The 24,557-nt window shown below is 65.9% G+C and carries 29 protein-coding genes and 2 tRNA genes; 9 read left to right on the top strand and 22 right to left on the bottom strand.

Annotation, left to right across the window (positions count from 1 at the left end):
* Nucleotides 1–147 precede the first annotated feature (147 nt).
* The 5 genes from CXQ96_RS05320 to fdhD all read left to right on the top strand — a co-directional run bounded on the left by CXQ96_RS05320 (nucleotide 148) and on the right by fdhD (nucleotide 3,725).
* A complete protein-coding gene (locus tag CXQ96_RS05320; RefSeq protein ID WP_104116989.1) occupies nucleotides 148–645 on the top strand; it encodes an HNH endonuclease in 498 nt (165 codons plus the stop codon).
* Nucleotides 642–1,247, top strand: a complete 606-nt coding sequence (locus CXQ96_RS05315) for a molybdenum cofactor guanylyltransferase (RefSeq protein WP_104116988.1) — start codon at nucleotides 642–644, stop codon at nucleotides 1,245–1,247. The genes CXQ96_RS05320 and CXQ96_RS05315 overlap by 4 nt, the downstream gene beginning before the upstream one ends.
* Nucleotides 1,248–1,263: 16 nt before the next feature.
* Nucleotides 1,264–1,548 carry a DUF6457 domain-containing protein gene (locus tag CXQ96_RS05310; protein WP_104116987.1) on the top strand — a complete coding sequence of 95 codons (285 nt, stop codon included), beginning with the start codon at nucleotides 1,264–1,266 and terminating at the stop codon, nucleotides 1,546–1,548.
* Complete coding sequence (locus CXQ96_RS05305; protein WP_104116986.1) at nucleotides 1,545–2,807, top strand: molybdopterin molybdotransferase MoeA; 1,263 nt, start codon at nucleotides 1,545–1,547, stop codon at nucleotides 2,805–2,807. The genes CXQ96_RS05310 and CXQ96_RS05305 overlap by 4 nt, the downstream gene beginning before the upstream one ends.
* Before the next feature lie 90 nt (nucleotides 2,808–2,897).
* On the top strand, nucleotides 2,898–3,725 hold the full coding sequence (gene fdhD / locus CXQ96_RS05300; protein ID WP_104116985.1) for a formate dehydrogenase accessory sulfurtransferase FdhD: 828 nt from the start codon (nucleotides 2,898–2,900) through the stop codon (nucleotides 3,723–3,725).
* Nucleotides 3,726–3,762: 37 nt separating this feature from the next.
* Here the strand turns inward: fdhD and CXQ96_RS05295 are convergent, their stop codons facing one another.
* The 3 genes from CXQ96_RS05295 to CXQ96_RS05285 form a co-directional block, all read right to left on the bottom strand.
* Entirely contained in the window at nucleotides 3,763–4,554 is a 792-nt protein-coding gene (locus CXQ96_RS05295; protein WP_104116984.1) for an amino acid ABC transporter ATP-binding protein, read from the bottom strand.
* Nucleotides 4,541–5,200 carry an amino acid ABC transporter permease gene (locus CXQ96_RS05290; protein ID WP_104116983.1) on the bottom strand — a complete coding sequence of 220 codons (660 nt, stop codon included), beginning with the start codon at nucleotides 5,198–5,200 and terminating at the stop codon, nucleotides 4,541–4,543. Before CXQ96_RS05290 ends, CXQ96_RS05295 begins: the two co-directional genes overlap by 14 nt.
* 67 nt (nucleotides 5,201–5,267) lie before the next feature.
* Complete coding sequence (locus tag CXQ96_RS05285; protein ID WP_104116982.1) at nucleotides 5,268–6,086, bottom strand: amino acid ABC transporter substrate-binding protein; 819 nt, start codon at nucleotides 6,084–6,086, stop codon at nucleotides 5,268–5,270.
* Between the two features lie 222 nt (nucleotides 6,087–6,308).
* On the opposite strand from CXQ96_RS05285, the gene CXQ96_RS05280 reads away from it, so the two are divergent.
* Nucleotides 6,309–8,216, top strand: a complete 1,908-nt coding sequence (locus tag CXQ96_RS05280) for an ABC transporter ATP-binding protein (protein WP_104116981.1) — start codon at nucleotides 6,309–6,311, stop codon at nucleotides 8,214–8,216.
* Here CXQ96_RS05280 and CXQ96_RS05275 read toward each other — a convergent pair.
* Both CXQ96_RS05275 and CXQ96_RS18790 read right to left on the bottom strand, forming a co-directional pair.
* Nucleotides 8,213–8,632, bottom strand: a complete 420-nt coding sequence (locus CXQ96_RS05275; protein ID WP_219816092.1) for an NUDIX domain-containing protein — start codon at nucleotides 8,630–8,632, stop codon at nucleotides 8,213–8,215. The genes CXQ96_RS05280 and CXQ96_RS05275 overlap by 4 nt on opposite strands.
* Nucleotides 8,625–8,759: a hypothetical protein gene (locus CXQ96_RS18790; RefSeq protein WP_258058880.1), complete on the bottom strand. Its 135-nt coding sequence runs from the start codon at nucleotides 8,757–8,759 to the stop codon at nucleotides 8,625–8,627. Before CXQ96_RS18790 ends, CXQ96_RS05275 begins: the two co-directional genes overlap by 8 nt.
* A gap of 85 nt (nucleotides 8,760–8,844) precedes the next feature.
* Here CXQ96_RS18790 and CXQ96_RS05270 point away from each other — a divergent pair, with 85 nt between their 5' ends.
* Nucleotides 8,845–9,183, top strand: coding sequence for a hypothetical protein (locus tag CXQ96_RS05270; RefSeq protein WP_104116980.1), 339 nt, complete (start codon nucleotides 8,845–8,847; stop codon nucleotides 9,181–9,183).
* Here CXQ96_RS05270 and CXQ96_RS18365 read toward each other — a convergent pair.
* A tRNA-Thr gene (locus CXQ96_RS18365) sits at nucleotides 9,137–9,243 on the bottom strand. The two genes, CXQ96_RS05270 and CXQ96_RS18365, sit on opposite strands and share 47 nt — an antisense overlap.
* Nucleotides 9,244–9,731: 488 nt before the next feature.
* On the opposite strand from CXQ96_RS18365, the gene CXQ96_RS05265 reads away from it, so the two are divergent.
* Nucleotides 9,732–10,556 (top strand): tyrosine-type recombinase/integrase, encoded by an 825-nt coding sequence (locus CXQ96_RS05265; RefSeq protein WP_104116979.1) that lies wholly within the window; start codon nucleotides 9,732–9,734, stop codon nucleotides 10,554–10,556.
* A 1-nt stretch (nucleotide 10,557) separates the two neighbouring features.
* Here CXQ96_RS05265 and CXQ96_RS05260 read toward each other — a convergent pair.
* Nucleotides 10,558–10,630 (bottom strand) — tRNA-Arg (locus CXQ96_RS05260).
* Between the two features lie 354 nt (nucleotides 10,631–10,984).
* Here CXQ96_RS05260 and CXQ96_RS05255 point away from each other — a divergent pair.
* Complete coding sequence (locus CXQ96_RS05255; protein ID WP_181036367.1) at nucleotides 10,985–11,782, top strand: SGNH/GDSL hydrolase family protein; 798 nt, start codon at nucleotides 10,985–10,987, stop codon at nucleotides 11,780–11,782.
* On the opposite strand, the gene CXQ96_RS05250 is transcribed toward CXQ96_RS05255, so the two are convergent.
* From CXQ96_RS05250 to CXQ96_RS18345, 15 genes are all read right to left on the bottom strand, one after another.
* Nucleotides 11,774–13,684 carry an SGNH/GDSL hydrolase family protein gene (locus CXQ96_RS05250; RefSeq protein ID WP_104116977.1) on the bottom strand — a complete coding sequence of 637 codons (1,911 nt, stop codon included), beginning with the start codon at nucleotides 13,682–13,684 and terminating at the stop codon, nucleotides 11,774–11,776. The two genes, CXQ96_RS05255 and CXQ96_RS05250, sit on opposite strands and share 9 nt — an antisense overlap.
* A gap of 43 nt (nucleotides 13,685–13,727) precedes the next feature.
* Complete coding sequence (locus CXQ96_RS05245) at nucleotides 13,728–14,066, bottom strand: hypothetical protein (RefSeq protein ID WP_219816091.1); 339 nt, start codon at nucleotides 14,064–14,066, stop codon at nucleotides 13,728–13,730.
* Nucleotides 14,066–14,206: a hypothetical protein gene (locus CXQ96_RS18360; protein WP_181036366.1), complete on the bottom strand. Its 141-nt coding sequence runs from the start codon at nucleotides 14,204–14,206 to the stop codon at nucleotides 14,066–14,068. Before CXQ96_RS18360 ends, CXQ96_RS05245 begins: the two co-directional genes overlap by 1 nt.
* Entirely contained in the window at nucleotides 14,206–16,032 is a 1,827-nt protein-coding gene (locus CXQ96_RS05240) for a LysM peptidoglycan-binding domain-containing protein (protein ID WP_146070822.1), read from the bottom strand. Before CXQ96_RS05240 ends, CXQ96_RS18360 begins: the two co-directional genes overlap by 1 nt.
* A 60-nt stretch (nucleotides 16,033–16,092) precedes the next feature.
* Nucleotides 16,093–16,380, bottom strand: coding sequence for a hypothetical protein (locus tag CXQ96_RS05235; protein ID WP_146070821.1), 288 nt, complete (start codon nucleotides 16,378–16,380; stop codon nucleotides 16,093–16,095).
* Between the two features lie 29 nt (nucleotides 16,381–16,409).
* Nucleotides 16,410–16,772 (bottom strand): hypothetical protein, encoded by a 363-nt coding sequence (locus CXQ96_RS05230; RefSeq protein WP_104116974.1) that lies wholly within the window; start codon nucleotides 16,770–16,772, stop codon nucleotides 16,410–16,412.
* Nucleotides 16,773–16,882: 110 nt separating this feature from the next.
* Nucleotides 16,883–17,872, bottom strand: coding sequence for a hypothetical protein (locus CXQ96_RS05225; protein ID WP_104116973.1), 990 nt, complete (start codon nucleotides 17,870–17,872; stop codon nucleotides 16,883–16,885).
* Nucleotides 17,872–18,990, bottom strand: coding sequence for a hypothetical protein (locus CXQ96_RS05220; RefSeq protein WP_181036365.1), 1,119 nt, complete (start codon nucleotides 18,988–18,990; stop codon nucleotides 17,872–17,874). The genes CXQ96_RS05225 and CXQ96_RS05220 overlap by 1 nt, the downstream gene beginning before the upstream one ends.
* Nucleotides 18,987–19,952: a hypothetical protein gene (locus CXQ96_RS18355; RefSeq protein WP_181036364.1), complete on the bottom strand. Its 966-nt coding sequence runs from the start codon at nucleotides 19,950–19,952 to the stop codon at nucleotides 18,987–18,989. Before CXQ96_RS18355 ends, CXQ96_RS05220 begins: the two co-directional genes overlap by 4 nt.
* Complete coding sequence (locus CXQ96_RS05210) at nucleotides 19,952–22,189, bottom strand: hypothetical protein (RefSeq protein WP_146070820.1); 2,238 nt, start codon at nucleotides 22,187–22,189, stop codon at nucleotides 19,952–19,954. Before CXQ96_RS05210 ends, CXQ96_RS18355 begins: the two co-directional genes overlap by 1 nt.
* 19 nt (nucleotides 22,190–22,208) lie before the next feature.
* Nucleotides 22,209–22,355, bottom strand: a complete 147-nt coding sequence (locus CXQ96_RS18350) for a hypothetical protein (RefSeq protein WP_181036363.1) — start codon at nucleotides 22,353–22,355, stop codon at nucleotides 22,209–22,211.
* Between the two features lie 23 nt (nucleotides 22,356–22,378).
* Nucleotides 22,379–22,759: a hypothetical protein gene (locus CXQ96_RS05205; protein ID WP_104116969.1), complete on the bottom strand. Its 381-nt coding sequence runs from the start codon at nucleotides 22,757–22,759 to the stop codon at nucleotides 22,379–22,381.
* Nucleotides 22,756–23,358 carry a hypothetical protein gene (locus CXQ96_RS05200; RefSeq protein WP_104116968.1) on the bottom strand — a complete coding sequence of 201 codons (603 nt, stop codon included), beginning with the start codon at nucleotides 23,356–23,358 and terminating at the stop codon, nucleotides 22,756–22,758. Before CXQ96_RS05200 ends, CXQ96_RS05205 begins: the two co-directional genes overlap by 4 nt.
* Nucleotides 23,358–24,383 (bottom strand): phage tail tube protein, encoded by a 1,026-nt coding sequence (locus CXQ96_RS05195; RefSeq protein ID WP_104116967.1) that lies wholly within the window; start codon nucleotides 24,381–24,383, stop codon nucleotides 23,358–23,360. Before CXQ96_RS05195 ends, CXQ96_RS05200 begins: the two co-directional genes overlap by 1 nt.
* Nucleotides 24,380–24,556 carry a hypothetical protein gene (locus CXQ96_RS18345; protein ID WP_181036362.1) on the bottom strand — a complete coding sequence of 59 codons (177 nt, stop codon included), beginning with the start codon at nucleotides 24,554–24,556 and terminating at the stop codon, nucleotides 24,380–24,382. The genes CXQ96_RS05195 and CXQ96_RS18345 overlap by 4 nt, the downstream gene beginning before the upstream one ends.
* Between the last annotated feature and the right edge of the window lies 1 nt (nucleotide 24,557).

Below are 24,557 nucleotides of genomic sequence, written 5' to 3'. Positions count from 1 at the left end.
ATGTGAGCGGCACGTCAAGCCCGCGTGGCGCTGATTAGCCCCCCGGGGGTCTCCGGCTTACCCTTGCAATGTCACATCCGAAGCTCTTCTCCCGCGCCCCGGGATGGCAACCGGTTGCGGGGAACAGGTCAGCAATGAGGCCAACGCATGCGCACTCTTGTTCTGAATGCAGGGTATGAACCACTGGCGGTCGTCACGTTCCGCCGGGCCCTGGTGCTTGTGCTCACCGGGAAGGCGAGTGTGGTCGCGGAGGACGACGATCCCGTCGTTGGCCCGACCGAAGTCCTCGGCCGGCCCTCGGTGATCCTCCTGAACAGGTATGTCAGGGTCCCCTACCGGCACGAGGTGACAGCCACGCGGCGAGGAGTCCTCCGTCGCGACAACCACCTCTGCGCGTATTGCGGGAAGACCGCCTCGACCATCGACCACGTCATGCCGCGTTCGAGGGGCGGTGCGGACACGTGGGAGAACCTCGTGGCGTGCTGCCTGAAGTGCAACAACGCGAAGGGGGACAAGACGCTCAGCAGCCTCGGCTGGAAGCTGAGGATCGTCCCGCTTCCGCCGAGGGGTCCACAGTGGCAGATCCGAGAGCTCGAGAAGCCGGCGCCGCAGTGGAGCGAGTTCCTCGCGGAGAGAGCTGCGTGACGGTACGGAAGCCACGGTTCGACGCCGTCGTCCTGGCCGGCGGTCGTTCGTCCCGCCTCGGCGGGGTGCCGAAGGCAGGCCTCGTGCTGGACGGCGCCACCCTGCTGGAGCGCACCTGCACGGCTCTGCGGCAGGCGGAGTCCCTGACGATCGTGGGCCCACAGGGCGATGCGTCCGGACCGCTGGCCGGAGAGCCTTCGTTCGTCCGCGAGGAGCCGGCCTTCGCCGGACCGGCAGCCGCACTCGTGGCCGGCTTCGCGGCGGGACCCGTTCCGAGGGCGCCCTGGTGCGCGGTGGTCGCCTGCGATATGCCCCGCATCGCCGGCCTGGTCGAGGCCCTGCTCGAGGAGGCCACGGGTGGAGGCACGACGTCGCTCGTCGCATTCGACGACGGCCGCGAGCAGCCCCTCGCCGCGCTCTACCGGAGCGAGGACCTCGCCGGAGCAATCGATCTCATCCTCGCTACCGGGTCCGCCGACAACCTCTCGATGCGCAGCCTCCTTGCTAGTGTGAGGACCAGACCCGTCCCGGTTCCGCCGGGAACAACGCACGACGTCGACACCTGGGCAGATGCACGAGCGCTCGGAGTCGACGTTCCCTAGCACCCCCGGAGGGCCCGTGGACGATCGCCAGAGACTACTGCAGGACTGGACGGAGACATTGCTCGCCGCCTTCGAGATCGACGGCACGAACGTCGATATCGACGCCGTCCTGGGCCTCGCGGGGAAGGCGGCGCACGGTGTCGTCCGCCCGGCAGCGCCCCTGACCACCTTCGTCGCGGGCTACGCGGCGGGGCTCGCCGTGGGCAGCGGGCAGGCCGACGAGCAGGTCGCGATGCGGTCCGCGATGGCTGTAGCCGATGCGTTGTGCTCAGAGGCCGCGGCAGGGGGAACCGCCGAATGAGCGAGACTGCAGGCGCACGCAACGTCGATTGGTCCGTCGCGCGCAGGCTCGCGCACGAGGCCGGGCGACCGCTTCCGTTCCAGACCGTGAACCTCGCCGATGCCCTGGGTCAGACGCTCGCCGAACCGGTACGGGCGTTGCAGGACATCCCGCACTATGCGTCGTCGGCCATGGATGGCTGGGCCGTGAACGGCGAGCCGCCGTGGACGCTCGTCGGCCATGCCGAGCCGGAAGAGCATCCGCGGGGCAGGGCCGCGCCGCATGCCGACTCGGGGGAGATCTCGCTCGCTCCCGGCGAGGCGACCTTCATCCTCACGGGAGGTGTCGTTCCCCGGAACGCTTCGGGCATCCTGCGGACGGAGCACGGCTCGGTCCGCGGCAGCGTCCTGGAACGCAACGAGTCCGCGCGGCAGGACGAGCCGGCACACCATGAGCATGTGCGCCCTGCGGGGGAGGAAGCTGCTGAAGGAGCCGAGGCGATCCCGGCCGGCGTCGTGCTGAACCCGGCACAGATCGCCCTCGCCGCCGTGTGCGGGCATGACACCCTCACGGTCCTTCGTGCGCCGAGGGTGTCGCTGCTCATGACGGGCGACGAGGTCATCGACCATGGACTTCCGCTCCCCGGGCAGGTCCGCGACACCTTCGGACCGCAACTCCCCGGGTTCGTCGCGATGCTGGGAGGGCACGTCGATGTCGCCGGTCGGGCGAAGGACGACCTCGACGACGTCATCGCCGCCATCAGCGCGGAACCGACCGATGAGTTCTCGCTCGCGAGGGCATCCGGCGACGTGCTGATCACGACAGGGGGAACCGGCAGTTCGTCCGCAGATCACATCCGGCGGGCCCTGACCGAGCTCGGTGCGGAGATGATCATCGACGGCATCTCGATGCGGCCCGGGCACCCGACACTCCTGGCGCGGTTGCCCGACGGGCGGTTCCTGGTGGGGCTGCCCGGCAATCCGCTGGCAGCGATGATGGCCATGCTCACGGTCGCGGGCCCCCTGCTCGCCGGACTGCGGGGCTCACCCCTGGAGGATCCGGCGACGGTCAGCATCGCGGACGCCTTCGAGCCACTCCCCGGTCGCAGCCGTCTCGTGCCCTATCGGCTCGAAGCCGGCCGCGCTGTCCCGAGTACGCACCAGCGTTCCGGGATGCTGCGGGGGCTGGCGAGCGCCGACGGCGTCCTGGTGGTGCCGCCGGCCGGGTGCGCACCGGGCGACGTCGTTCCGGCCCTGGCACTGCCCTGGACGGCACGCTGACGCCAGCTCCGATGGCCGTGCCGAAGTAGGGCGCGAGAAGTTGATCGAAGTCAACTAACCTCAGGGTAGGGCCGAGGTAAGGAGTGCCGGATGAACCGGGTCACGCAGCGACGACGCATCACGAAGTTCCGCATCGGAGCGCAGACGGGACGGCGCGAGGACGTCCTGGCGGGGGAGGAACCGCTGGAGATCCGGCTCGGTGGTAGCGCGTTCACCGTCACGATGCGTACGCCGGGCGAGGACTTCGACCTGGTGGCAGGGTTCCTCGTCTCCGAGGGTGTGGTCTGGGAGCCCGGACAGCTTCCCAGCCTGCGCTACTGCGCCGGCGTGGACGAGAACGGCCAGCAGACCTTCAACGTGGTCGAAGCGCAGCTGCGCCCGGGCGTCGAGCTCCCGGACACCGCGATGGAACGCCACGTGTACACGTCGAGCTCCTGCGGCATCTGCGGAACCGCGTCGATCGACGCCGTCCGCAAGTCGTCGCGCTTCGACCTCCGCACCGATACTGCGTCCGTCGACCTCAGGGTCCTGGCGTCTCTGCCCGACCGGTTGCGTGAGAGCCAGAAGCTGTTCGACCGCACGGGCGGGGTCCATGCCGCGGGCCTCTTCACCGCCGAGGGGGAGCTGCTGTGCCTGCGGGAGGACGTAGGACGCCACAATGCCGTCGACAAGGTGGTGGGCTGGGCGTTGCGGGAGGGCATGCTGCCCCTGCGTGGAACCATCCTGCAGGTGTCGGGCCGGGCGTCCTTCGAACTCGTGCAGAAGGCGCAGCTCGCGGGGATCCCCGTGCTGGCCGCCGTCAGCGCCCCGTCGTCGCTGGCAGCCGACCTGGCCGACGACGCCGGGCTCACGCTGGTGGGCTTCAGCCGCGGGACGTCGCTGAACTGCTACTCGCACCCGGAGCGGATCGCAGCCTGAGCGGCGCTCCCTCGGGGACGTACGGCAGGGTCGTCGGTCAGAACGGGTTGAGCAGGCGTTGCACGAACCGCCGGGTGCGCTCCTCCCGGGGAGATCGCAGCACCTGGTCCGGGTGGCCGTGCTCCACCACCACCCCGCCGTCCATGAACACCACTTCGTCGGCGACCTCGCGGGCGAAGGCCAGCTCGTGGGTCACGATCACCATGGTCCACTTCTCGTCGGCGAGCTCCTTGATGACGGTGAGTACCTCGCCCACCAGTTCGGGATCGAGGGCCGACGTCGGCTCGTCGAAGAGGAGCAGATCGGGCTGCAGGGCCAGCGCGCGGACGATGCCGACGCGCTGCTGCTGCCCGCCGGACAGGTTGAACGGGTAATCGTCCCGCTTCTCGGCGAGCCCGACGCGCGCGAGCAGCCGCTCGGCATCGGCGACGGCGTCCTTCCGCGGTACCTTCTGCACCTGGACAGGACCCTCGATGACGTTCTCGAGGACCGTCATGTGAGGGAAGAGGTTGTAGTTCTGGAAGACCATGGCGCTGTGGTCCCGAAGCGACAGCGCTTCCTTCTTTGTGACCTTCGCGCTGAATTCCACCGGCGGGGCACCGCGGAAGGTGATGGTTCCGCCGTCGGGGGTCTCCAGCCCGTTGAGGCACCGCAGCACCGTGGTCTTGCCCGAACCCGACGGGCCCACCAGGGCGACGACCTGGCCGCTGTCGATGTGCAGGTCGATGGACCTGAGGACCTGGTTGCTGCCGAAGGATTTCTGCAGGCCGGTGACGGTCAGGAGCGGACCTTCCGCGGCGGGCGGACGCAGGGGATCAGTGGGCAACATAGCGGTCCAACCTCTTCTCGAGCGCGGACTGGCCGCTGGACAGGACCAGGCAGATCACCCAGTAGATCGCAGCCGCCTCGACGTACACCAGCATGAACTGCTGGGAGAAGGCGGCAATCTGCTGGGCCTCGCGGAACAGCTCGGTCACCAGGATCACCGACGCGAGCGAGGTGTCCTTGACGAGGCTGATGAACGTATTGGACAGCGGCGGTACCGACACCCGCGCCGCCTGCGGCAGGATGACCCGACGCAGGGTGACCGCGCGGGACATCCCGATGGTATGGCACGCCTCCCACTGGCCCTTCGGCACGGACAGGATCGCCGCCCTCAGGATCTCGGCCGCATAGCCCCCCACATTGAGCGAGAACGCGATGATGGCGCTCGGCCAGGGGTCGATGGTCAAGCCGATCGACGGCAGTCCGTAGAAGATGACGAACAGCTGCACCAGCAGGGGCGTGCCCCGGATGACGGATACGTAGAACCGCGCGATGCCGGCAAGCACCGGCTGCCGGCTGATGCGCATGAGCGCGACGACGAGCGCGAGGGCGAGGCCGATCACGAAGGACGCGAGCGAGAGCGGGATCGTCCCCATCAAGCTGCCCTGGACCATGGGCCAGAACGAGGTGCGCACCAGCTCCCAGTCCATCAGTCAGCCCCTCCGGGTCGCGGGCCCCGCCTGGTCGGGGCCGACACGATCCACCCTAGCGCCGGAGTCACTCGCTGACGTCGGAGCCGAAGTACTTCTCGGAGATGGCGGCGAGGGTACCGTCCGCGCGCAGTTCGTCCAGCGCGGCGTTGATGGCGTCCACGAGTTCGGTGCTGCCCTTGCGGACCGCGACCGCGCTCTCCGACGTCTCGTCGGTGGTGGCCGCGACCTTGATGCCCTCGTTGTTGTTGGTCTTCTGGTAGTCGAGGTAGGTCAGCTCGTCGTTGATGGTCGCGTCCACCCGACCCTGCTCGAGGAGGGTGATGGACTGCGCCCAGCCCTCCACCGGTTCGACGTCGGCGCCGGCCTCCTGCGCCAGCTCGTACCAGTTGCTGGTCAGTGACTGCGCGGTCGTCTTGCCGGAGAGGTCCTCGAAGGAGGTGATGTCGGTGTTGTCCGCCGTCGTGACGATCACGCCCGAGCTGACGGTGTACGGCTCGGAGAAGTCGTAGGTCTCCTTGCGCTCGTCCGTGATGGATACCTGGTTCGCGATGACGTCGAAGCGGCCCGCTTCGAGGCCCGCGAAGATCGCGTCCCACTGCGTCTCCTCGAACTCGGCCTCCACGCCCATCTTCTCGGCGACCGCCGTGATGACCTCGACGTCGTACCCGGTCAGCTCGCCGCTACCGCCCTCGTGATAGCTGAAGGGCTTGTACGTGCCCTCGGTGCCCACTGTGAGCACGCCGGCGTCCTGGATCTCCTGGAGCGAGGTCGGGGCCGCGGCCTCGGACGCCGCTCCACCTTCGCCCGCTGGTGTCGAGGAGGAAGCACAGCCGGCGAGCGCGAGCGCTGCAGCGGCACCGAGGATGGACAGGCGGTTCTTCATGGGATTTCCTTCGGTCTGGTTGGACGGGCACGGCAGGTGGGGGAAATAGAAGGGGCTGTGGACAGCTTGAACCCTCAGTAGGACCGCTCCACCCAGCCGGGACCGGAGTCGAACACTACTGTGATCAACACCGGAGCATCCACTTATTGTTCCGAAGTGTTGCGGCAGGGGTCCAGGAACCGGCGACCTACGCTGGAACTGGCATCCACGGAAGGAATCGCTATGAGCATGGAAGGCGCGGCCTGGAGCTCGCTGTACAAGATCTCGACGGCGAAGGACGGCAAGCACGGCTTCTCGAAGGAGTCTGTGCGCCGCATCCTCACCTTCGCCGTCCCCTACCGGTCCAAGCTGGTGCTCTTCATCCTGCTCTCCGTCGTGGGGGCCTTCCTCGCTGTGGCGACACCGGTCCTCGCCGGGCAGTTGGTGGACGTCATCGTCGCCCGCGGGGAGGTGCGCACGGTCGTGTGGCTCGCCGTCGTCATCGCCCTGGTGGCCGTCGCGGATGCCGCGGTGTCGCTCGTCACGCGCTGGTACTCGGCGCGCATCGGCGAGGGCGTCATCCTCGACCTCCGCACTGCCGTCTTCAACCACGTGCAGAAGATGCCGGTCGCCTTCTTCACCCGGACCCGCACCGGCGCCCTGGTGAGCCGCCTGAACAACGATGTCATCGGTGCCCAGCAGGCCTTCAGCGGGACGCTCTCCGGCGTCGTCACCAACCTGGTGGCCCTCATCCTCACGCTGATCGTCATGCTGAGCACGTCGTGGCTGGTGACCGTACTGGCCGTCGTCATGCTGCCCATCTTCCTGGTCCCGGCCCGCCGGATGGGAAGCCGGCTGGCCGCCCTCCGGCGCGAGGCGGCCGACCACAACTCCGCGATGAGCACGCAGATGACCGAGCGGTTCTCCGCGCCCGGCGCCACGCTGGTTAAGTTGTTCGGCAGGCCAGACGACGAGGCGGAGGAGTTCCGGGTACGTGCCGCCCGCGTCCGCGACATCGGCGTGAGGACGGCGATGCTGCAGTTCGTGTTCTTCACGGCCCTCATGCTCGTCTCCGCGCTGGCCCTGGCCCTGGTCTACGGACTCGGCGGCTTCCTGGCGCTCGCCGGGCAGCTCGACACGGGCGAGGTCGTCACCCTCGCGCTCCTGCTCACGCGCCTCTACGCGCCGCTGACCAGTCTCGCGAACGCGCGTGTGGAGATCATGAGCGCGATCGTCAGCTTCGAGCGCGTGTTCGAGGTGCTGGATCTCGAGCCGCTCATCCAGGAGAAGCCCGACGCCGTCAGCGTGCCGCCCGGGCCCGTCGCCGTGGAGTTCGACGACGTCCGCTTCGCCTACCCCTCCGCGGACAAGGTGTCCCTCGCCTCCCTCGAGGAGGTCTCGACGCTCGACACCCGGGGTGGCGAGGAGGTGCTCCACGGCGTGTCCTTCCGGATCGAGCCCGGACAGACCGTCGCCCTGGTGGGTACCTCGGGCGCAGGGAAATCGACCATCGCCCAGCTCCTCGCCCGCCTGTACGACGTCGACAGCGGGGCGGTCCGGCTGTCCGGGATCGACGTCCGCGACGTCACCTTCGCCTCGATGCGCCATACGCTCGGAATGGTGACGCAGGACGGCCACCTGTTCCACGAGACCATCCTGTCCAACCTCAGGCTGGCCAGGCCCGAGGCCACCGAGGAGGAGGTGTGGGACGCCGTCCGGCGCGCGCGGCTCGAGCCCCTGGTCAGGTCGCTGCCCGACCAGCTCGACACGATGGTCGGCGAGCGCGGGTACCGGCTGTCCGGCGGCGAACGCCAGCGCATGACGATCGCGCGGCTCCTGCTCGCGCAGCCGCGCGTCGTGATCCTCGACGAGGCGACGGCGGCCCTCGACTCGACATCGGAAGCCGCCGTGCAGGCAGCGCTCAGCGAGGCGCTCGAGGGCCGCACCGCCATGGTAATCGCGCACCGGCTCTCCACCATCCGCAGCGCGGATATGATCCTGGTCGTGGAGAACGGCTCGATCGTGGAGCGGGGCACGCACGATGAACTGCTGGAATTCGGCGGCCGCTACGAAGAACTGCACCGGACCCAGTTCGCGGTACAGAAGAACGTCGCGGTGGACGAGGCACCCGAAGCCCTCACCGGGGCCTAGTCCGGCTCCCGCGCCAGCGCCAGCAGTTCGGGGACGACGAATTCGGTCAGGAGTGGAGCGAGATCGCGCCGACCCTCCATCTCCCCGACGTCGAGCCAGTCCAGCTCCTCGATCTCGGCGGCCGGTACCGGGAGGCCTCGGAGCGGGCAGAGAAAGACCGTGGCCCTGAGGAGGGTGTCCGGCTCGTTGGCCGCCGGCCCTTCCCAGGTACCCAGCGGGGTGAGCTCCGGGGCATCGACGACGAGACCCAGTTCCTCGACCAGCTCGCGCACACCGGTCTCGGCAGGTGTCTCGCCCGGCTCCGGCTTCCCACCCGGCTGCATGAACACTTCGGTGCCACGCTTCCGGACGAGCAGCAGGCGTCCACGGTCATCGAGCAGGCAGAGAGCCGTGACGGCGATCACCGGGTCAGCCACGGGCCTCACCAGCGGCTTCGTCGCGGAGTACGTCGACAGTCCAACTGGTCCAGCCGATGTCCTCGGGGTAGAGCGCGATGGTCCTGTCCTCCGACCGGGCGGAGTAGTCCAGTCCGAAAGTCGGCATCCCTGCCGGAACTGCTCGGCGTCCGGGCCGGCCCACAAGGTGGCGCGGGCTGCGGTTCCGACGGGGCGGTCCAGGGCGGTGCGGGATGACAGGCATCATCGGGATGGACCCGCGCGAGGTCAGGGGCCTCGCCCGCATGCTGGACGCCTCGTCCCGCTCGCTCGAGGACGCCGCCGTCGGCCGGGGACTCGTATGCCCGCCGCCGCGCACGGCTGCCGTGGCCATGTCCCATGCCTCGCTCGAGATGCGCATGAGGCGGGACGGCACGGTGGATGATTTCCCCATGGCGTCCAACCTACCCGCCGTGAATGGCGAAGGAGGATGGGCAGAACTGCCCATCCTCCTTCGCTGGTCGGAAAACCCGTCCGACCCACTCGTGCCCCTGGCCGGAATCGAACCGACGACCTTCCCTTTACAAGAGTGACGGTTCCAACGTCGTCGAGCTTCGGCCGGCGAGCGCGGCACCCGCGTACACCTACGCGGCCTAACCTCCGCCAGCACGAAAAAGCCCGTCGGATGCTTGCAACATCCGACGGGCGAGGCAACCAGTCCAGCTATGTACGTGGTTGCGATCGCCAGTCTACCGGCGACCGCCCCTGCCCGACTAGCTGTGACTGACGCCCATCGCGTCTCACAGCCCCTCTCGCGATAAACCAGTAGGGGCGCGGTATAGGAACCCTCCTGAGTCGTCAGAACCGCCTGACGTAGGAACCAGACAGCTACTGGAACCGAAGGCCACATAGAGCGACGCACTCCTACGGGGTGGGTCTACTCGTCGTGGGTGAATGCTGAAGAGCGGGGTCGGGGTCAGCGGGTCACTGGGGCTGGGGACCAAGCAAGACCAGAGCTCCCGCAGGGAGTCCGCAAGATCTCCCCAGCGTTCGTTCCTACTCGCAGGTACCCGTAACGTTCCAGCTACAGAAGGTCTCTCCGTTGCCACAAATTGACGTTCCTCGCCTACAACTGATTCGTATGGGAAACGACACTATGGGGGTGCTCCGATCCTGGAGGAAGTGGCAGGAAGCTCAGGGCCTGTCGCCTCGTACGATCCAGGACCGGGAATACCTCCTCACGCTCTTCTTCGCGACGACCAACGCTGGCCCTCTCGCAATCACTCCTGAGCACGTCATCACGTTCATCGGCCGGCCTGGCATCGGACAGTCGACCAGGGCGACCTACCACAAGCACTTGCGCGCCTACAGCAAATGGCTTGTCAGGACTGGGAAACGGACCGAGGACCCGACCGCGCAGACTCCGATCCCGCGGCAGCCGAAAGGACTGCCGCGGCCGGTCAGCAGTCACGACCTGCCACTGATCCTGAAGGCATGCAACCGTCGGCGCACGAAGATGATGGTGCTGCTCGCATCCCTGCAGGGACTCCGGATCCATGAAATCGCGAAGATCCGCGGGGAGGACGTCGATGTACGAACGATGAGCCTGACGGTGACGGGGAAGGGCAACAAGACCGCGATACTGCCGCTGCACCAGACTGTCGCAATGTTCGCGACGTCGTTCCCCAGCTGGGGACCATGGTTCCCGTTCGGCACCTCGAGCGAGACGATCGCCCCGAACGGGGTAGGGAAAGCAATCCGCTCGGCTATGCGACGGGCCGGCGTTCAGGGCACCCCGCACCAGCTGCGGCATTGGTACGGTTCGACCCTCGTTCACAACGGAGTCGACCTCAGGACCGTGCAGGAGCTGCTACGCCACGAGAGCCTGGCAACCACACAGATCTACACTCAGGTCCTCGACAAGGACCGCAGGGACGCCATCGACGGGTTGTCCATCGTGGCATGAGTGCCCCCGATACGATTCGAACGTACGACCTGCCCTTTAGGAGAGGGCTGCTCTATCCCCTGAGCTACGGAGGCGGGACCTGAAGAGTCTAACCGAACCTACTCAGCGAACTCGAACCACGCAGTAGAGCCCCCGTCCGATGAAGGGCGGGGGCTCTACTGCACTAAGCCGGATCTATTGAGAGGGCTGGACGTCCTCTTCGCTCTCCAGTTCTTCGTCGAACTCGTCGAGTTCGGGGTTGTATCCAAGTTCCATCCACCCGTCCATGGAGTCCGCCTTTCGTTGCGCTTCCCTACTATCCCGGATTCATGATGAGTAAGAGGTGGGGCATAATCTATGCAGGTCTCTAACAGTGGGGGAAGCACGTGCCGTCAGTACGCAGAACGAAGCGCCGCCCGTCCATCACGAAGCGGGCGAAGATTACCACCGTGGCCTGCCTCGGCACCGCCGTCGTGTTGACTTTCACTGGTTTGAACCTAGCTAACCGGGAATCGTTGGCCGAGAACGCGGCAGCGGCTGAAGCGTACAACGCGAAGGTCACCACACCCGCGATAGCCACCTCCCCGGCGACAGGAACGGCGACTTCATCTCCAGCGCCCCAAACATCTGAACAGGTTTCACTCGACGGCGCTTCCATAATCAGCGTTCTTGGTGACTCCACAGGCAACAGCTCCGGGGAATGGGTGGACCTCTGGGCACAGGACCTCGCGAAAAACGCGACCGTGACTGTACACATGTGGGACCAACTCAAACAGCAGTACTACTCCCAGCCCAAGGTCTATGGCACCGCCGAAAAGCAGATTACGATCTGGAACGGCTCGATGTCAGGTGCGTCCGCCGACTACCCGGTCGACAAACTTTCGGTCATCCAGCCGGAAACCCCAGACATAGTTCTCCTGTCATTCGGGCACAACGGAACACCCCAGAACATCGGCCCCGCATTCCAGGCAACCTATGACGCCATTGCCTCCGCAGCACCTGAAGCTGAAACTTCAGTCATCATTCAAAACCCCGCCAACCCGCCGCGAACCGAGCGGACCGACGAGAACCAGGCCGCAGTGAAGCAGTGGGCGGGAACGAACGGCCTGCCCACACTAGATGTGAGGTCAGCGTTCGACACGAAACCGGACCTCACCGCATTACTCCTAGACGACGGGACGGGCGTCCACCCAAACGACGCAGGTTCACGTGTCTGGGCAGACGCCATAATCACAGCACTACGGTAGTGAGGTAATGGCCGGCACTGTTCCCACTTGCCGCCGTGAGTTGATGATCGAGAGCCACACTGAGGCGGTGAGGGTGGACCCGGACCAGCCAAGGGAGATCGTAGGGCTCGACACGGTTGGGTGGATGCCGTCTGACTGGATGTATTGCACCCCGCCGTCCGGCTGGTTTCTCCACGCCTCAAACACGGGAATGTACTCGTAACCCTTGGACATGGCGTAATCGCGGAGTGCTACCTGTCTGCGGGCATGTGCCTCGACGGTGGTGGAGGGCGCGTACTGCGGGTTCTGCGAGCTGATGACGATGAGCGTGTCCGGGTGCGCGGCTTTGAATGCGGTGATGAAAGCATCAACCTCAGCAATGAACTCCGCTGCTGTTTGTGTGCCGTTGTTGTGTCCTCCCGTGACTAGCAGAGAATCAAACGCCGTTCCGGTCGGGAACATGGTCGCCAGCCGCTCATGCTGATACGTGAGCTTCGTGCCAGGTACAGCGGCGTTCCAAAACTCGATCCGGGTAGCCACACCAGCCGTGAACGGGGTTTCCATGGTGATGGAGTCGAGTTTGATGCGCCCGTCCGCGGCACCAGCTTTCACTCCTGAAATTGTTCCGATTTTGGGCACGTCCGTTTCAGTGATGGTGCCACTGAGCACGGTGTCGGTGCCGTTGAATGTGATGGTCGCAGTGACCTGCTGGATGGCGATCTGCAACTTGAGCGTCGCTGCCTGCGCTGCTGCAGTATTGCTAGTGATTCCGGTTGCGTAGCTGGTGGAGCCGATTTGCGCGGAGACACCGCCGATCCTTTTCCAGAGGCTGAATCCAAAAAGGCCTGTACTGGTGACTGCTATTTGCGCGAATACGTCGTTGTCACCAAGGGACAGGCCTGTGCTTGACGCATGGAGTTGCAGGATAGTCTGCGTCCCTGTGTTAGTGGTCACGACCGTGAATGGCAAAGTCAGGGTGACATCTTTCGCCGCCGCGTTGAACGACAGTGCGCCAACTCCTGCCGGGGTAGCAACAGTCCCGTTCGATGACCACGACCCGGTCGAGTTGCCCGCCCACGTTTGCCCGCCGCTTGTGGCTGAACCGACCAGCTCTGCAGCGGTCCGATTGAAGTTATCTGAAAGCACCGTGCCGCCCGTGTCAGGGGTAGCAGATCCAGCCTTGACCACGATAGGGCTACCGTAGGCGTTCGTGCTGGTGCTCCACTGCTGCTCCTGGGAGCCGACACTGGCGGGTGTGATTTCAGCGATTCGCGCCAAGACTTTGCGAGGCGGGTCGCCGCCGTCATTCCAAGTCGAATCCCCGGCGATAGCCATTCGGTGAAATCCGGAAGCGAAGTCCACAACCTGAGCTAGCGACTCACACGGCGTACGCGCCGGGATCAGGGGGCGAACCGGGACCGCCTCCGCAATGGTGGCACTTAGTGCAGCGTTGAACTGGGTTCCCGGAGTTGTTGCGAACTCGGTCAGGGCCTCGTCGTTGCTGGCAGCATCGGTGGCAGGCATGCCCTTCGGCCCTTTGTCGCCCTGCGGCCCTGCCGGCAGCGGTACAGGGCCGACTACCGTGCCGTCGGACAGCGCGAAGTTGGCTGTGCCATCACCGTTCGCGTGGACCTCGACGACTGATGCGCCGGGCGGCCCGGGAATCGGCATCGACGTCGTCAGCGGGGCTACGAAGTCACCGGACTTCCACATCACCGATGTCTGGTCCTCGACGAAGAACGTCGGCAGGACGCAGTTCTCGTTGGAGCGCAGTGCGATCGGGGTTCCGGCCGCATCAGTAGCAGTGAGAGGTAGCGAGAACTGAGTGTCGTCGACGTCAAAGATCTGGCCCTCGGCGTTCGGCGCTGCTTGCTTGGTTACCGGGTCGATGGTGACGTCACCGCGGTAGGGGAAACGGGTCATGCGCTACTCCAATGCAGGTAGGGCCTGGCGGCCGAAAGGGTCGTTAGCCGGCGCGCCGGTGGTCAGGGCCGGGCGTGCGATCGAGGGAATGCCCGTGACGGTCTGTGAGCTCACCGGGAATTGTGTTCGCGTTCGCGTAGCTCACCGGGGCCTTCGGCAGCCCGAGCAGGATCCCGAGCTGGGGGAAACGCTGCTCGATAATCCTGACCAGCACGTAATACGCGATCGTCACGAGTGCGGTGATTACGGTCTCCGCGGCCCGGACGATGCCCTCGTCTGTGGCCTGGTCAAAGTCGATGCCGAGGGTGACCAGCCAGCCGAGCAGGCCTCCGATGATGACTGGGACGACGGTGCGGATGATGGATGCTGCGAGTGTTCCCATCACGGGTTCCTTTCGAGAGCTTCGGCGACGATCTCCAGCAGGGCAGAGGCGCCCTCCCAGAGCGTTAGGAGTGCCCAACAGAGCACGAGGGTTACGAGCCCGACAGCGACCGCCGCGAGCGCGAGCAGGCGGAAGCGCATCAGGGTATGCGGATCTGCTGGCCGGGTTGGATCACGTCCGGGTTCGCGATGCCGTTGTGAGCGGCGAGGGTCTGCCAGTCGGACCCGTAGGCGGCGGCGATCGATGACAGTGATTCGCCGGCCTGAACCGTGTGCACGCGAGCGCCCCCGCTGCCGCTGATGGTGAGGACCTGCCCGGGCTGGATCAGGTCGGGGTTGGTGATCCCGTTCCGGCTGGCCAGAGTTTGCCAGTCGGTGCCATAGAGGGCTGCGATCGAGGACAGGTACTCGCCGGCTTGCACAGTGTGTGTTCGGGCGCCCGCTGCAACTGGAGCTGCAGCTGAGCCTGGCACCTTGAGTGTCTGGCCGACGTGGATCAGGTCCGCGTTGGCCAGGCCGTTGAGGGCGACGAGGGTTGGGACCGTGGTGCCGAAGCGCTGCGCAATGGAGGTCAGGCTGTCGCCGCCCTGAACCACGTACATTCCGACGTTGCCAGTCTCGACGACAGCGGTGCCGCCGCGCGGGATCACGAGGATCTGTCCGACGTCGATTCGATCGGCGTTCGCGATCCTGTTCGCCTGGACGAGCGCCTCGAGGCTGACGCCGAACCGCTCAGCGATCAGGGACAGCATGTCGCCCGCCTGCACCGTGTACGACCCCGTCTGGTCAACCACGACAGGGGTCACGACGGCGCCGATCTTCGGCTCGACAGGCTTTCCACCGGCGAGCGCGAGCCAGTCGTCGTGTGAGCCGTAGAAGACGTTGAGATCGAGGCCTCCGGCGTAGCCAGGGAGGGATCCGGATTGCGTGTACTGCCACATGATGGTGGACCAGCGGCCGGTGTTCGGTCGACCGGCCAAGGGCCCGTAGCCTTGGCGGGCGCTTGACGGGTACTGGGCCAGCCACAGCTTGTAGCCGGCGTCGATGACCGAAGACCAGTCGTGAGACATCGCGGCGTTGAGGTTCATGTAGATCAGGGGTTTCACCCCGTTGAGGGCGGCCGCGACGGTGTCGAGCCAGGTCTTCGCCCAGCCGACGTCGTGCACGTTGTCAGCTTCCCAATCGAGGACGGGCACAGTGTTGCCGTCCCAGCGGTTTCGAGTGCGGGACAAGAAGTGCTGCGCTTCCTCAACCGGGCCGGCCTGCTGCCCCTCGCGGGCGAAGTGGTAGAGGCCGCGGAGCTTCCCATCGGCGCCGTCGAACTGGTGGCCAAGCTCGGGGTTCTCGTACCAAGTGCCGCCGGTTGCCTTGACGATTACGAAGTCGGCGGGCACAGCGTCCAGGTTGATGCCCGCTTGATGTGAGGCAATGTCGATGCCGGAGAGCGCCTGCGGCGAGGACTGCCCTGCAGGACGCGCGGACTGGTCGAGGCCTTCGAGCTTCGGGCGGAGCCAGCCGCGGACGGTAGTGACGCCGCCGAGGCTGTAGTCGTACCGGGCCTCGTGGGCGGGCTTGTTCGAGTACCAGCCGCCGTCGACGAAGATTAGCGGGGGAGCGAAGCCGTCCTGCTGTGCGAGGTTCGTGCCGTCTTGGTCGGCCTGCAGCGGGATCCCGACGTGTCCCCACTGGTTTGCGCCCCAACCCTCGTAGATCACGACGTCGCCGCGCTGCGGGATCAGGTCGACTGACCCGTCGTTCCAGATTTTGGTCCAGTACTTGTCAGGTGCCACGTCCATGAGGTCGCGGGCTCCTGCCACTGGCCCGAGGCATTGCGCCCATGGGACGCCGAAGAGCTGCTCGGCGTACCAGTCCGCCAGGTCGACGCACTGCAGGCCGTAATGCTGGTCGGGGTTGGCCGCTACTCCGAGGATCCGGGAGAGGACGTGCTCCTGAACTTCAACTGTCATCGTCGTGCCTTCCACGCTAGGTCCTGCATGAAGAACCTCGGCCCCTGTCGGGCACGAGGGCTAATCGGTGAGAGTGTTGTCTCTGCGCTTCGGCCACGGCGGCAGCTCGCTGACCGGTACCCCACGGTTCACCAGCCACACACGTAGGCTCCCCGCGTATTCCTGGATCTGACGGCGATACTCGGCTTCGCCATCGGCCTTTGCCTCCGCGAGTGCGAGTCGATCGACAAGGCTCTTGTTTGTCGCCTTCTCCTCGAGCGCACGACCTGAACGCCACGCCTTAACGCCTTCGATCGCTTTCGGGATGATGAGGGCGAGCCCACCGGTTCCCAGCAGTGCGGTGATCAATTCCGGAGTCATCCCCGTTGTCCCTCCGGTTACTTGGTCGGGTCCAGGTAGGCCCAATCAATGCGCCGGTACCGCTTGTAGATGTCCAAGAGCGCGATCGCGACGAGGATCAGGAAAAAGCCGCGAAGGAGAGCGCGCAGTGGCACGTAGAGCAACGAAGGAACGAGGAGAGCCCAGCCGAGGCCGACAAGCAACAGGGCGATCCGTTCAAGCCACCAAAGCCCACGCAGACAAGCGAACGCACCGATGGCCCCGCCAACCCCAAGGATCCCGCCGACCAGAATTGCTACCGGGCCGAGTGCTTCGGTCAGCAAGAACGGGAACCCGCCAGCCACGGCGACAATCCCGGCAGCCGCAGCGAACAGAAACGTCCCTACCTGCGCCGCAGTCATGGCGGCTGGTTCTTCCAATCGACCCCAGATTCGTCCGTACCAACGCGCAGGAGAGGCTCCCGACAGCTGCAGATCGAGTCGTTGCGCGCGAGACAACCTGCCGCCCCGCCTCATGCAGGAACCACGAGGGCGGTGAAGAACTGGTTGAAAGCGGACTGGCCGAAGTTGCCGCTTCCGAACTGCTTCCGTGCGATGACCCGTACGGTCGTTGCACCGGTAATCGGGGAGCGTGGGCCGGCGCCGTTGACCTTGAACCACGGGGCGACGGCGTCGCCGCGCGCAGCATCCAGCCAGGTGCCGGCTACTTCGAGGATGACGTCCCACCTTGTGCCCGCTCCGCCGCCGCCGGCCTCGACGGTCGCGCTGGCCACGACGTGGTAGGGAAACCCGGGGTCGGGTATCTCGTGGGAGTAGATGACGTAGTCGGCTCGGGTCCCTGAGTTTGGGGGTTCGTAGTATTCCCCGACTCGGCCGTAGGCCCTGCTCTTCGGGCCGAATCGCTGCCAGGAGAACTGGCCGTTGGTGTCGGCGACGTACGCCCAGTCTGTGTCCTGATGCATGACCCGGGCGCCGGGGAAGTTGAGGTATTCACGGGCGAGCAGGTCGAAGATGCGTACGCCGCCGCCGCCTGCGAGCGCGCGCAGGTCGATGATTTCGCGGATGTCGGTTCGGTCGGGGTCGACGCGGACGAGAGCGAGGGGCTGGTCGTCGAGTGTGCCGGGGTTGTGCTGCCTGCCGTCAGGGATTGTCCGCGTGGCGGATCCGGGGACGACGGTGAAGGCGCTGGGGCCTCCGCCGACTGGCTGCCAGTTCCTTCGGTTGCAGATGAGGTCGTAGCGGGGTGAGCCCATTGCGGCCGCGAGGGCGATGGTGACATTCCCGTCTGCGGCAGGCCATATGTCGTGGACGCCGGGGCCCCAGCCGCCTCCGGGTTCGATGCTGATCGTTCGGTCCTGGCCTGCGACGGCGGTTACTTTCCAGTCGTTGAGGCCGTCGACTCCGTAGAAGGAGCTGCCGATGCGGGGGAGTGCCTGCTGCCAGTCGATTTCGGTGACGCCGTTTTCGGGTGTGGTGTCGTACCCGATGCTGCGGAATGTCATCAGCGTGTCCTCTCTGTTCGTTGGCCGGCGGCGAGTGTCCGCAATGCCCTTCCGATTTCTTCGTCCGGATCGTCGGTGATGTCGCCGATCTGGGGTGACACTACGAGGCCGTCGTTTCGTGTCCAGGGCATGGCCACGGATCTGACGATGTCCTCGATCTGTAGCTTCGGCCCGATCTGGAGCTTGAGCCTGTTGCCTTCCACGAACCCGTCGAGGCCGCCGTAGGCGAAGCTCTTGCTTTCCATGAACTTGATGGCCAGTCCTGACTTCTCGCCGGTCTCGGCGAAGGTCTCGGCGGCTCGCTCCTCATAGACCAGAGGGTTGTCGGTGTCGCGTGCGTCGCGGAATCCTTCGGACCGTTCGCCCCACAGCTCCGCGAGAGCGGGGTCCGTGAAGCCTCGGAAGGTCCGCTCGACGCCTTCGCCCTGCCCTCCGACGATGACGTCTGTCAGTTCCGGAGGCTGGTTGTTCCATGTGACCGATTCGATTGTGCCGCTGGATTCTTTGATGGTGCGGGGGAGCGTGACGAGCTCGGAGACCGAGAGGCGAAGGCCGGCGCCGTCGTGTCGAACGGTGACCTTCAGGCCGGCGGCTTCGATCACGGGGAACAGCTTGTCGAGGATCGGGGTGAACCGCAGGGAGACCGTGATGTTGGCGCCCCTGCCTTCGTCCGGCTCAATCGTTATCGGCCAGCCGAGCCGGTTGACGGCGTTGGATTGCACGACGGTTTTGAGCACCGTCTCGGCCGGCCCCGATACGGTGTGGTACTCGCTGGTCTGCGCGCTCAGGGCTGCACCTGGTACGGGCCAGCCCTGAACGAGGCGGAACACCCGGAAGTGATCCTCGACTGTCAGCGTTATCTCGCCGTTGGCCCCCGACCACTTCCCGCCCCTGCCCCGGATTGGTCCACCGATCCGGTAATCCCCGTCTTGCTCAATGACGACTCGGGAACCCGGCTCGATGAGGTCCGGGAGCTTCGAGTTGCTTAGCCCGAGGGTGAGGGTAGCTGTCCCCATGTCGTTGCATCGCAGGACCGGCTCCACGGCAAGCGCGTCACCGAGGGTGCCCTGCTTGACGTAGTGCCGGTCATAGATGCTGATCTTGTACGGAGACCTCACAAGACCCTCCAATGCAGCGGCGTGATCTCGACCTGCACGGACCCGGCGCCGGTCAGTGCCAGCTGGAGCTTGACCTTCTGGCCCGGTGGGATCGGCGCGAAGTCGTCCCGTCTCGTCAGCTCCGCTGTACGGGACACCGGGTTGATGAACTGTGCGGCCTGACCAGGGGTCGCGGGAACGTAGTCGTACTGGATGAGGCGCTGGTCGACGGGGTCGGTGTCGATGACAATGACCTTGCCTGCGTCCACGACGGGCAGGTCGACGATCATGCCTGCAAGTCCTACCTCGACCGTTTCGAGAGGGCCGAAGGCCCGCCAGATCGGCCATGCTTCCTCATCTCCCGGGTTGTCGAACGACGCTGAGCCGATGGTGTGGCCCGAGGCGATGTTCACCAGGTGCGGACCGTTCTTCTCGAAGAACGGTAGAGGTGCGGGGTTCGCCTTCCAGCTCTCGGCCCTCGGCAGCCCCCGGAAGAACGGAGCGTCGGCAACCAGGGTCACGCCGTACGCCGCCCACCCGTCGTGGATCGGGTCGCTTGCGAATGCCTTGCCAGCTTTCGGCTTGAACCTCGCTGCGATCGTGAACCGGCGGCCGCCCGGGAGGACGACGGTGACCTCGCCGTATGCCCTCGGGCTGAGCGACTTCCACCACTGATCGTTCTGCTGGGCCCACTCCGCGGACCCGTTCTCGTTGTAGACCTCGATCGGGAAGAACAGCTCACGGGGTTCGGCCTGCGCGCCGTTGAACTGCTGGCCGGGGACAGTCGGTGACTTCTGCACCCACTCCTGGAAGTCAACGTGGTGCAGCCCCTCGACGCCGTCCCGGTTCAGATACACGCCCGAGGTCGGATCCGTAAGATCCCACGTCGACCCATCGACGCCACGCCAGATGATTCGGACGTCCTCCCACTGGTTGTTCGGCAGCGACGACGGGGCGAGTGGTACGCCCAGCAGGATTCCCATTACACCTCCACGATGATGCGCCGCGTGCCGGTGAGGACGTTCGCCCGGCGTTTCCTCTTGTCGACCTCGTCGATGATCTGCTCAGCGCTGCCGAACAGGTCCCCGAAGAACTGGAAAGTGTTGCCTTCCCTGGTCTCCTCGCGGGTAGGCACTCGGCCGTCTGAGTCACGGGCGGCGAGCGCAGAAGTGGGACTCATGCTCGAGCTGATCGTGGCTGCATCAGGAGGAGCAATGAGCCGTTCCATCTCGGCGTTCACCCGGGCACCCATGCGGCCGAGGCCTACCGCGTACCCCTCGCCGGTCTGTTGCCCGATAACGGTGAAGACCTTCGACGGGGAAGCGATCCCGAGGATGTCCTTAGCGAAATCAACGACGTTCCCGATGACTCCACGGACGGCGTCGCGGATCCTGCCAGCCATGGCCTGGACGCCGTTGACGAGCCCTTGGATCAGGTTGGTGCCGGTGCTGTAGAGCCAGGAGCCGGCGCCGGAGACCGCGCCCGTGACGCTGCCCGCGAGCCCGCCGAGGAAGGACCAGACGCGACCGATGGTCCCGGTGATCCCGTTCATCAGGCCGGAGACGAGGTTCTGCCCGGTGCTGAGCAGCCAGCTGCCAGCTCCGGAGAGGACCGCGAGGATTCGCCCCGGAATGGAGCTGAAGAACGCGAACAGGTTCGAACCCATCTGCGTGGCGCCTGCGACCATGTTCTGCCAGGCACCGGTGAGGAACGACGTGATCGCCGTCCACATGCCGTTCCACCAGCCCATGAAGCCGGAGACGACTCCGGTCAGCCAGCCGACGTAGCCCTGCCAGATGCCTTGCACGACGCCGACGAGACCCGCCCACAGCCCTTGGAAGAAGCTCGTGAAGCCGTTCCACATGCCGTTCCACCAGCCCATGAAGCCCGCGACAACTCCGGTGATCCAGGCGACGTAGCCTTGCCAGAGGCCCTGTACGACGCCGACCAGCCCCGCCCAGAGCGCCTGGAAGAAGCCGGCGAAGCCAGCCCAGAAGCCGTTCCACCAGCCCATGAAGCCGACCACGACGGCGGTGATCCAGGCGACGTAGCCCTGCCATGCCGCCTGTAGGAAGCCGACGAGGCCAGCCCACAGCGCCTGCATCCAGCCGGCGAAGCCAGCCCAGAGGCCGTTCCACCAGCCGACGAAGCCGCCGACGACACCTTGCAGCCAGGTGAGGAAGCCGCCCCATACGGTGGATATCCATGCCACGACGACGTCCCAGTTGGCGATGAGCAGGGCGAGCGCCGCGATGAGGGCGATCACGCCGACGATGATCCACGTCATGGGGTTGAGGGCCATGACGATGTTCATCACGGTGACGGCTGCGGAGAGTATGCCGATGACGCCGGCGAGTACTCCGAGGGCGATCGCGAAGCCTGTCACCAGGCCCGCGTTCTGACTAATCCACGTTGCGGCCGCGGTCGCGATCTCTGCGAGCTTCGTCATGGCCGGCAGCAGGGTCTCCCCGAGTTTGGCGCCGGCGTTCTCGAAGGCGGCTGCCTGGCGTTCCTGAGCGCCAGCGGCTGTGTCCGACTCCTTGGCGAAGTTCCCCGCAGAGGTCGCGGACTGCTGCATGATCAGGTCCATCGTGGCCTGCTTCTTCGCCGCCTCCAGCGCTGCACCGCCGAGATTGTCCTGTCCACGAGCGGCAAGCTCCGCTTCCACCTGCGCAGCGGTCAGGGTCAGGCCGTACCGCTCGAGGCTGTCGAACTCGCCGCGGAAGGCCGCACCCATCGCGCCGACAGCCTCTGTCGTGGTGCCTCCGAAGACGGACGCGAGGTCAGCTCCACGGGTGATCAGCTCGTCGTTCTTCTTCGCGAGCTCGTCCATTGGGACGCCCGCCGACTTGAGGGCTGTCCCCGTGACAGCTGACAACTCGTTGTAGGCGCTCGAGGAGAGACCGACAGCATCCGCTGCCCGGGTTGCGTACCCCTCGACGTCCCCGGCCGCCGTACCGAACACGGTGCCGACGGCGCCGGCGTTCTGCTCCGCAGTGGCTGCCATCTGACCGAACTGAGCACCGAGCCCGACGACCGCCCCGCCGATGGCGGCAGCCCCACCGAGGAGGATCGGGGATGAGAGCGCCTTCGAAGCGCGCTGGCCCGCGGGCCCCAGCTTGGACTCCATAGCGTCGGCGCTGCTGACGATGGAGTCGAAGGTCTTCTCGACGCCCTGCGACCTGGCGAAGATGTCGAACAGCAGCTGCTGAGTAGCCACGGGCACCGCCCTTCCCTATTCACTTCTTCTTGGTGCGCTCTTCTTCCCAGACGCGAGCATTGCGGACGAAGAGCAGCCACATGTCGTAGCGCATCTCCCAGACGTTCAGAGGCGTGATGCCGGGCCAGACATGGGCGATCGTCGGGATCCAGCGGAAGACGGACAACTCGATGTCGTCCGTCTCCTCGATTACTGGGGTGCGGGCGGCTCGCCTGCCGGATCGGAATCCGGAGGAGTTACTTTTGGGTCCGGGGCCGCCTCTGCCTCGGGCTCTGGTTCATCGGACTCGAAGCCGATCTCGTTGAGCGGGCAGGAGTTCGCCTGCTCGATGGTGAGGTTCTCGCCGGCGAAGCGACGGCACAGCCAGATCATTGCCTGCAGCGCCATGAGGTTGTCGGCCTCGTCGAGGAAGTCGAGCGGATCCTCGTACGTCTGCATCTTGATCAGGTTGTCCTTGAGGCTCTTGATCCCCATTCCGGAGCGGACCTTGAGTACGTAGAGGTCGTTCAGCGACGCCTTCTGCATCGATTCGTCGAGCTCGTACTTCTTGCCGCTGATGATCAGTTTCACAGTCCGGTGCTTCCTATCTGCTCGAGTGCTTTGTCGATCGCGGCGAGCGCGTTGGTGCGGGCCTCTTGCTGGCCGCGCTTGATCGGGTCCCACCAGTAGGGCTGACCGAATTGGGTCACGTACGTCTTCTTCCCGAAGACGGGGTGGCGGAAGGTGCGCTTGTTCCAGGTCTTCGTCATCGCTCCGCCGACGCTCTTGTCCGCGCGGATGGAGATTCCGGAGCGGGTGGCGCCAGTGACGACCCGGGTCTTCAGGCCGGACTTGAGCCGGTTCCTCATACCTGTCGACCGTGAGCGGCTGGCACTCTCGGCCTTGTAGGTGTTCACCGCGCGGAGGTATTGCTTCTTCCCGCCCTTGCCGCCCACCAATCGGATACGCTGCCCGGTCTTTACCGCGTTGCCGGGCAGCGGTGCTGACAGCAGCGCGCGCTGGTCGGCGATGATGTGATCACCGACCGAGCGGAGGGACTTGCGCAGCTCGCGCTGGAGCTTCGGGCTGACGGCTTTCGCGTCAGCCATGACCTGCCGGAGGTTGACAGCGGTGATCTGTATCTCCGGAAGGTCTGGCCCGCCCCCGCGCTGGAAGGCCGGGCGTGCCACTAGATGTCGGTGTCGGTGGTGCGGTACACCGCGTACACGGGTGCGACGCCGGCGAGCGCCGGGTCCAGTCCGGTGAAGTCGATCGACTGCGTGATGACCTCGCCGCCGTTGGACTTCGGCACTTCGCCCTCGAGCTTGATGACCGGCAGGAAGATCTGCAGCGCGGCCTTCACCCCCGGGGCGATGTCGGTCGGCGTCTCGAAGGTCATGACCAGCGTCAGCGGGAGCTGGTTGAGGTAGGCGTCCCGGAGCACGTTGCTGCTGTACTCGGCGGTGATCTTGCCCTTCACCTCGGCGAGACCGACGGCCTGCCTCCGGTTGCGCTTGCCCTGGCCGCCGAACGTGAAGCCGCCCTCGTCGAGCTTGTTGTCGATGGTCAGCGAGAACTCGGTGATGTTCGCGGCGTCAGCACCTCCGTCCGCGAGCGCAGTCGCGGTGGGAGGAGTGACGTCTCCGCCGATCCTGATTGCCCCGTGGACGAAGGTGAGGAGATCCCCGTCGACGGCGTAGGACGGCGGCGCGTACGCCGTGTCGGTCTTGATCTCGCGTGCGGACCAGCTCGTCTTGAGCTTGACGATGTCCGCGTTGGACGCGGACAGCTCGGCCGAGGCGCACATCGCGCCGAGGAACGTCGTTGCGGACACCTCGCCATGCAGAAGCGGCGTGCCCTTCTGGATGGTGTAGGAGGGCAGTGGACTCGTCGTGGTGAGGGTGTGCACCTGCTGGAACGCACCGGAGGCTCCGATCGCGGTGCTCGTCGAGTTGCCGAAGAGCGCCTTGAGGAACAGGCCCATTCCCTTCGTCGTCATCTCGAGCTCGATGTCGCCGCCGGCGGACTGCTTGACCAGGGCCCGGCGGGATGCGCGGGGGACGCGGGATCCGAGGCGGAGGCCTGCGCCCTGCTTGAACTCGGGAGTCCAGGCGAGGGACTCGCTGACGAACTCGGTGAACCGGTCGGGGACAACCGCGGTGCCGTAGCCGGTTTCTTCCTTGAGGCCGATGGAGCAGTCGAGCTGTGTGTTCATTCGGAGTCATCTCCTTCGTTGCCGGCTTCGACCAGCTCGTAGTTGTCGGACTGCAGCAGCAGCTGGTCCGCAGTCTTGTTCTTGACCGAGATCTCCTCGCCTGGCTCGAGCGTCTTCCCGAGGAGTGGGACGTCGAGAGCGCCGAGCGGCGAGATGTTCCTGATGATGCGCATG

It is taken from the genome of Arthrobacter sp. B1805 (assembly GCF_002929745.1).
GTDB lineage: Bacteria > Actinomycetota > Actinomycetes > Actinomycetales > Micrococcaceae > Arthrobacter_D.
This window is presented reverse-complemented; position numbering and strand designations above follow the sequence as displayed.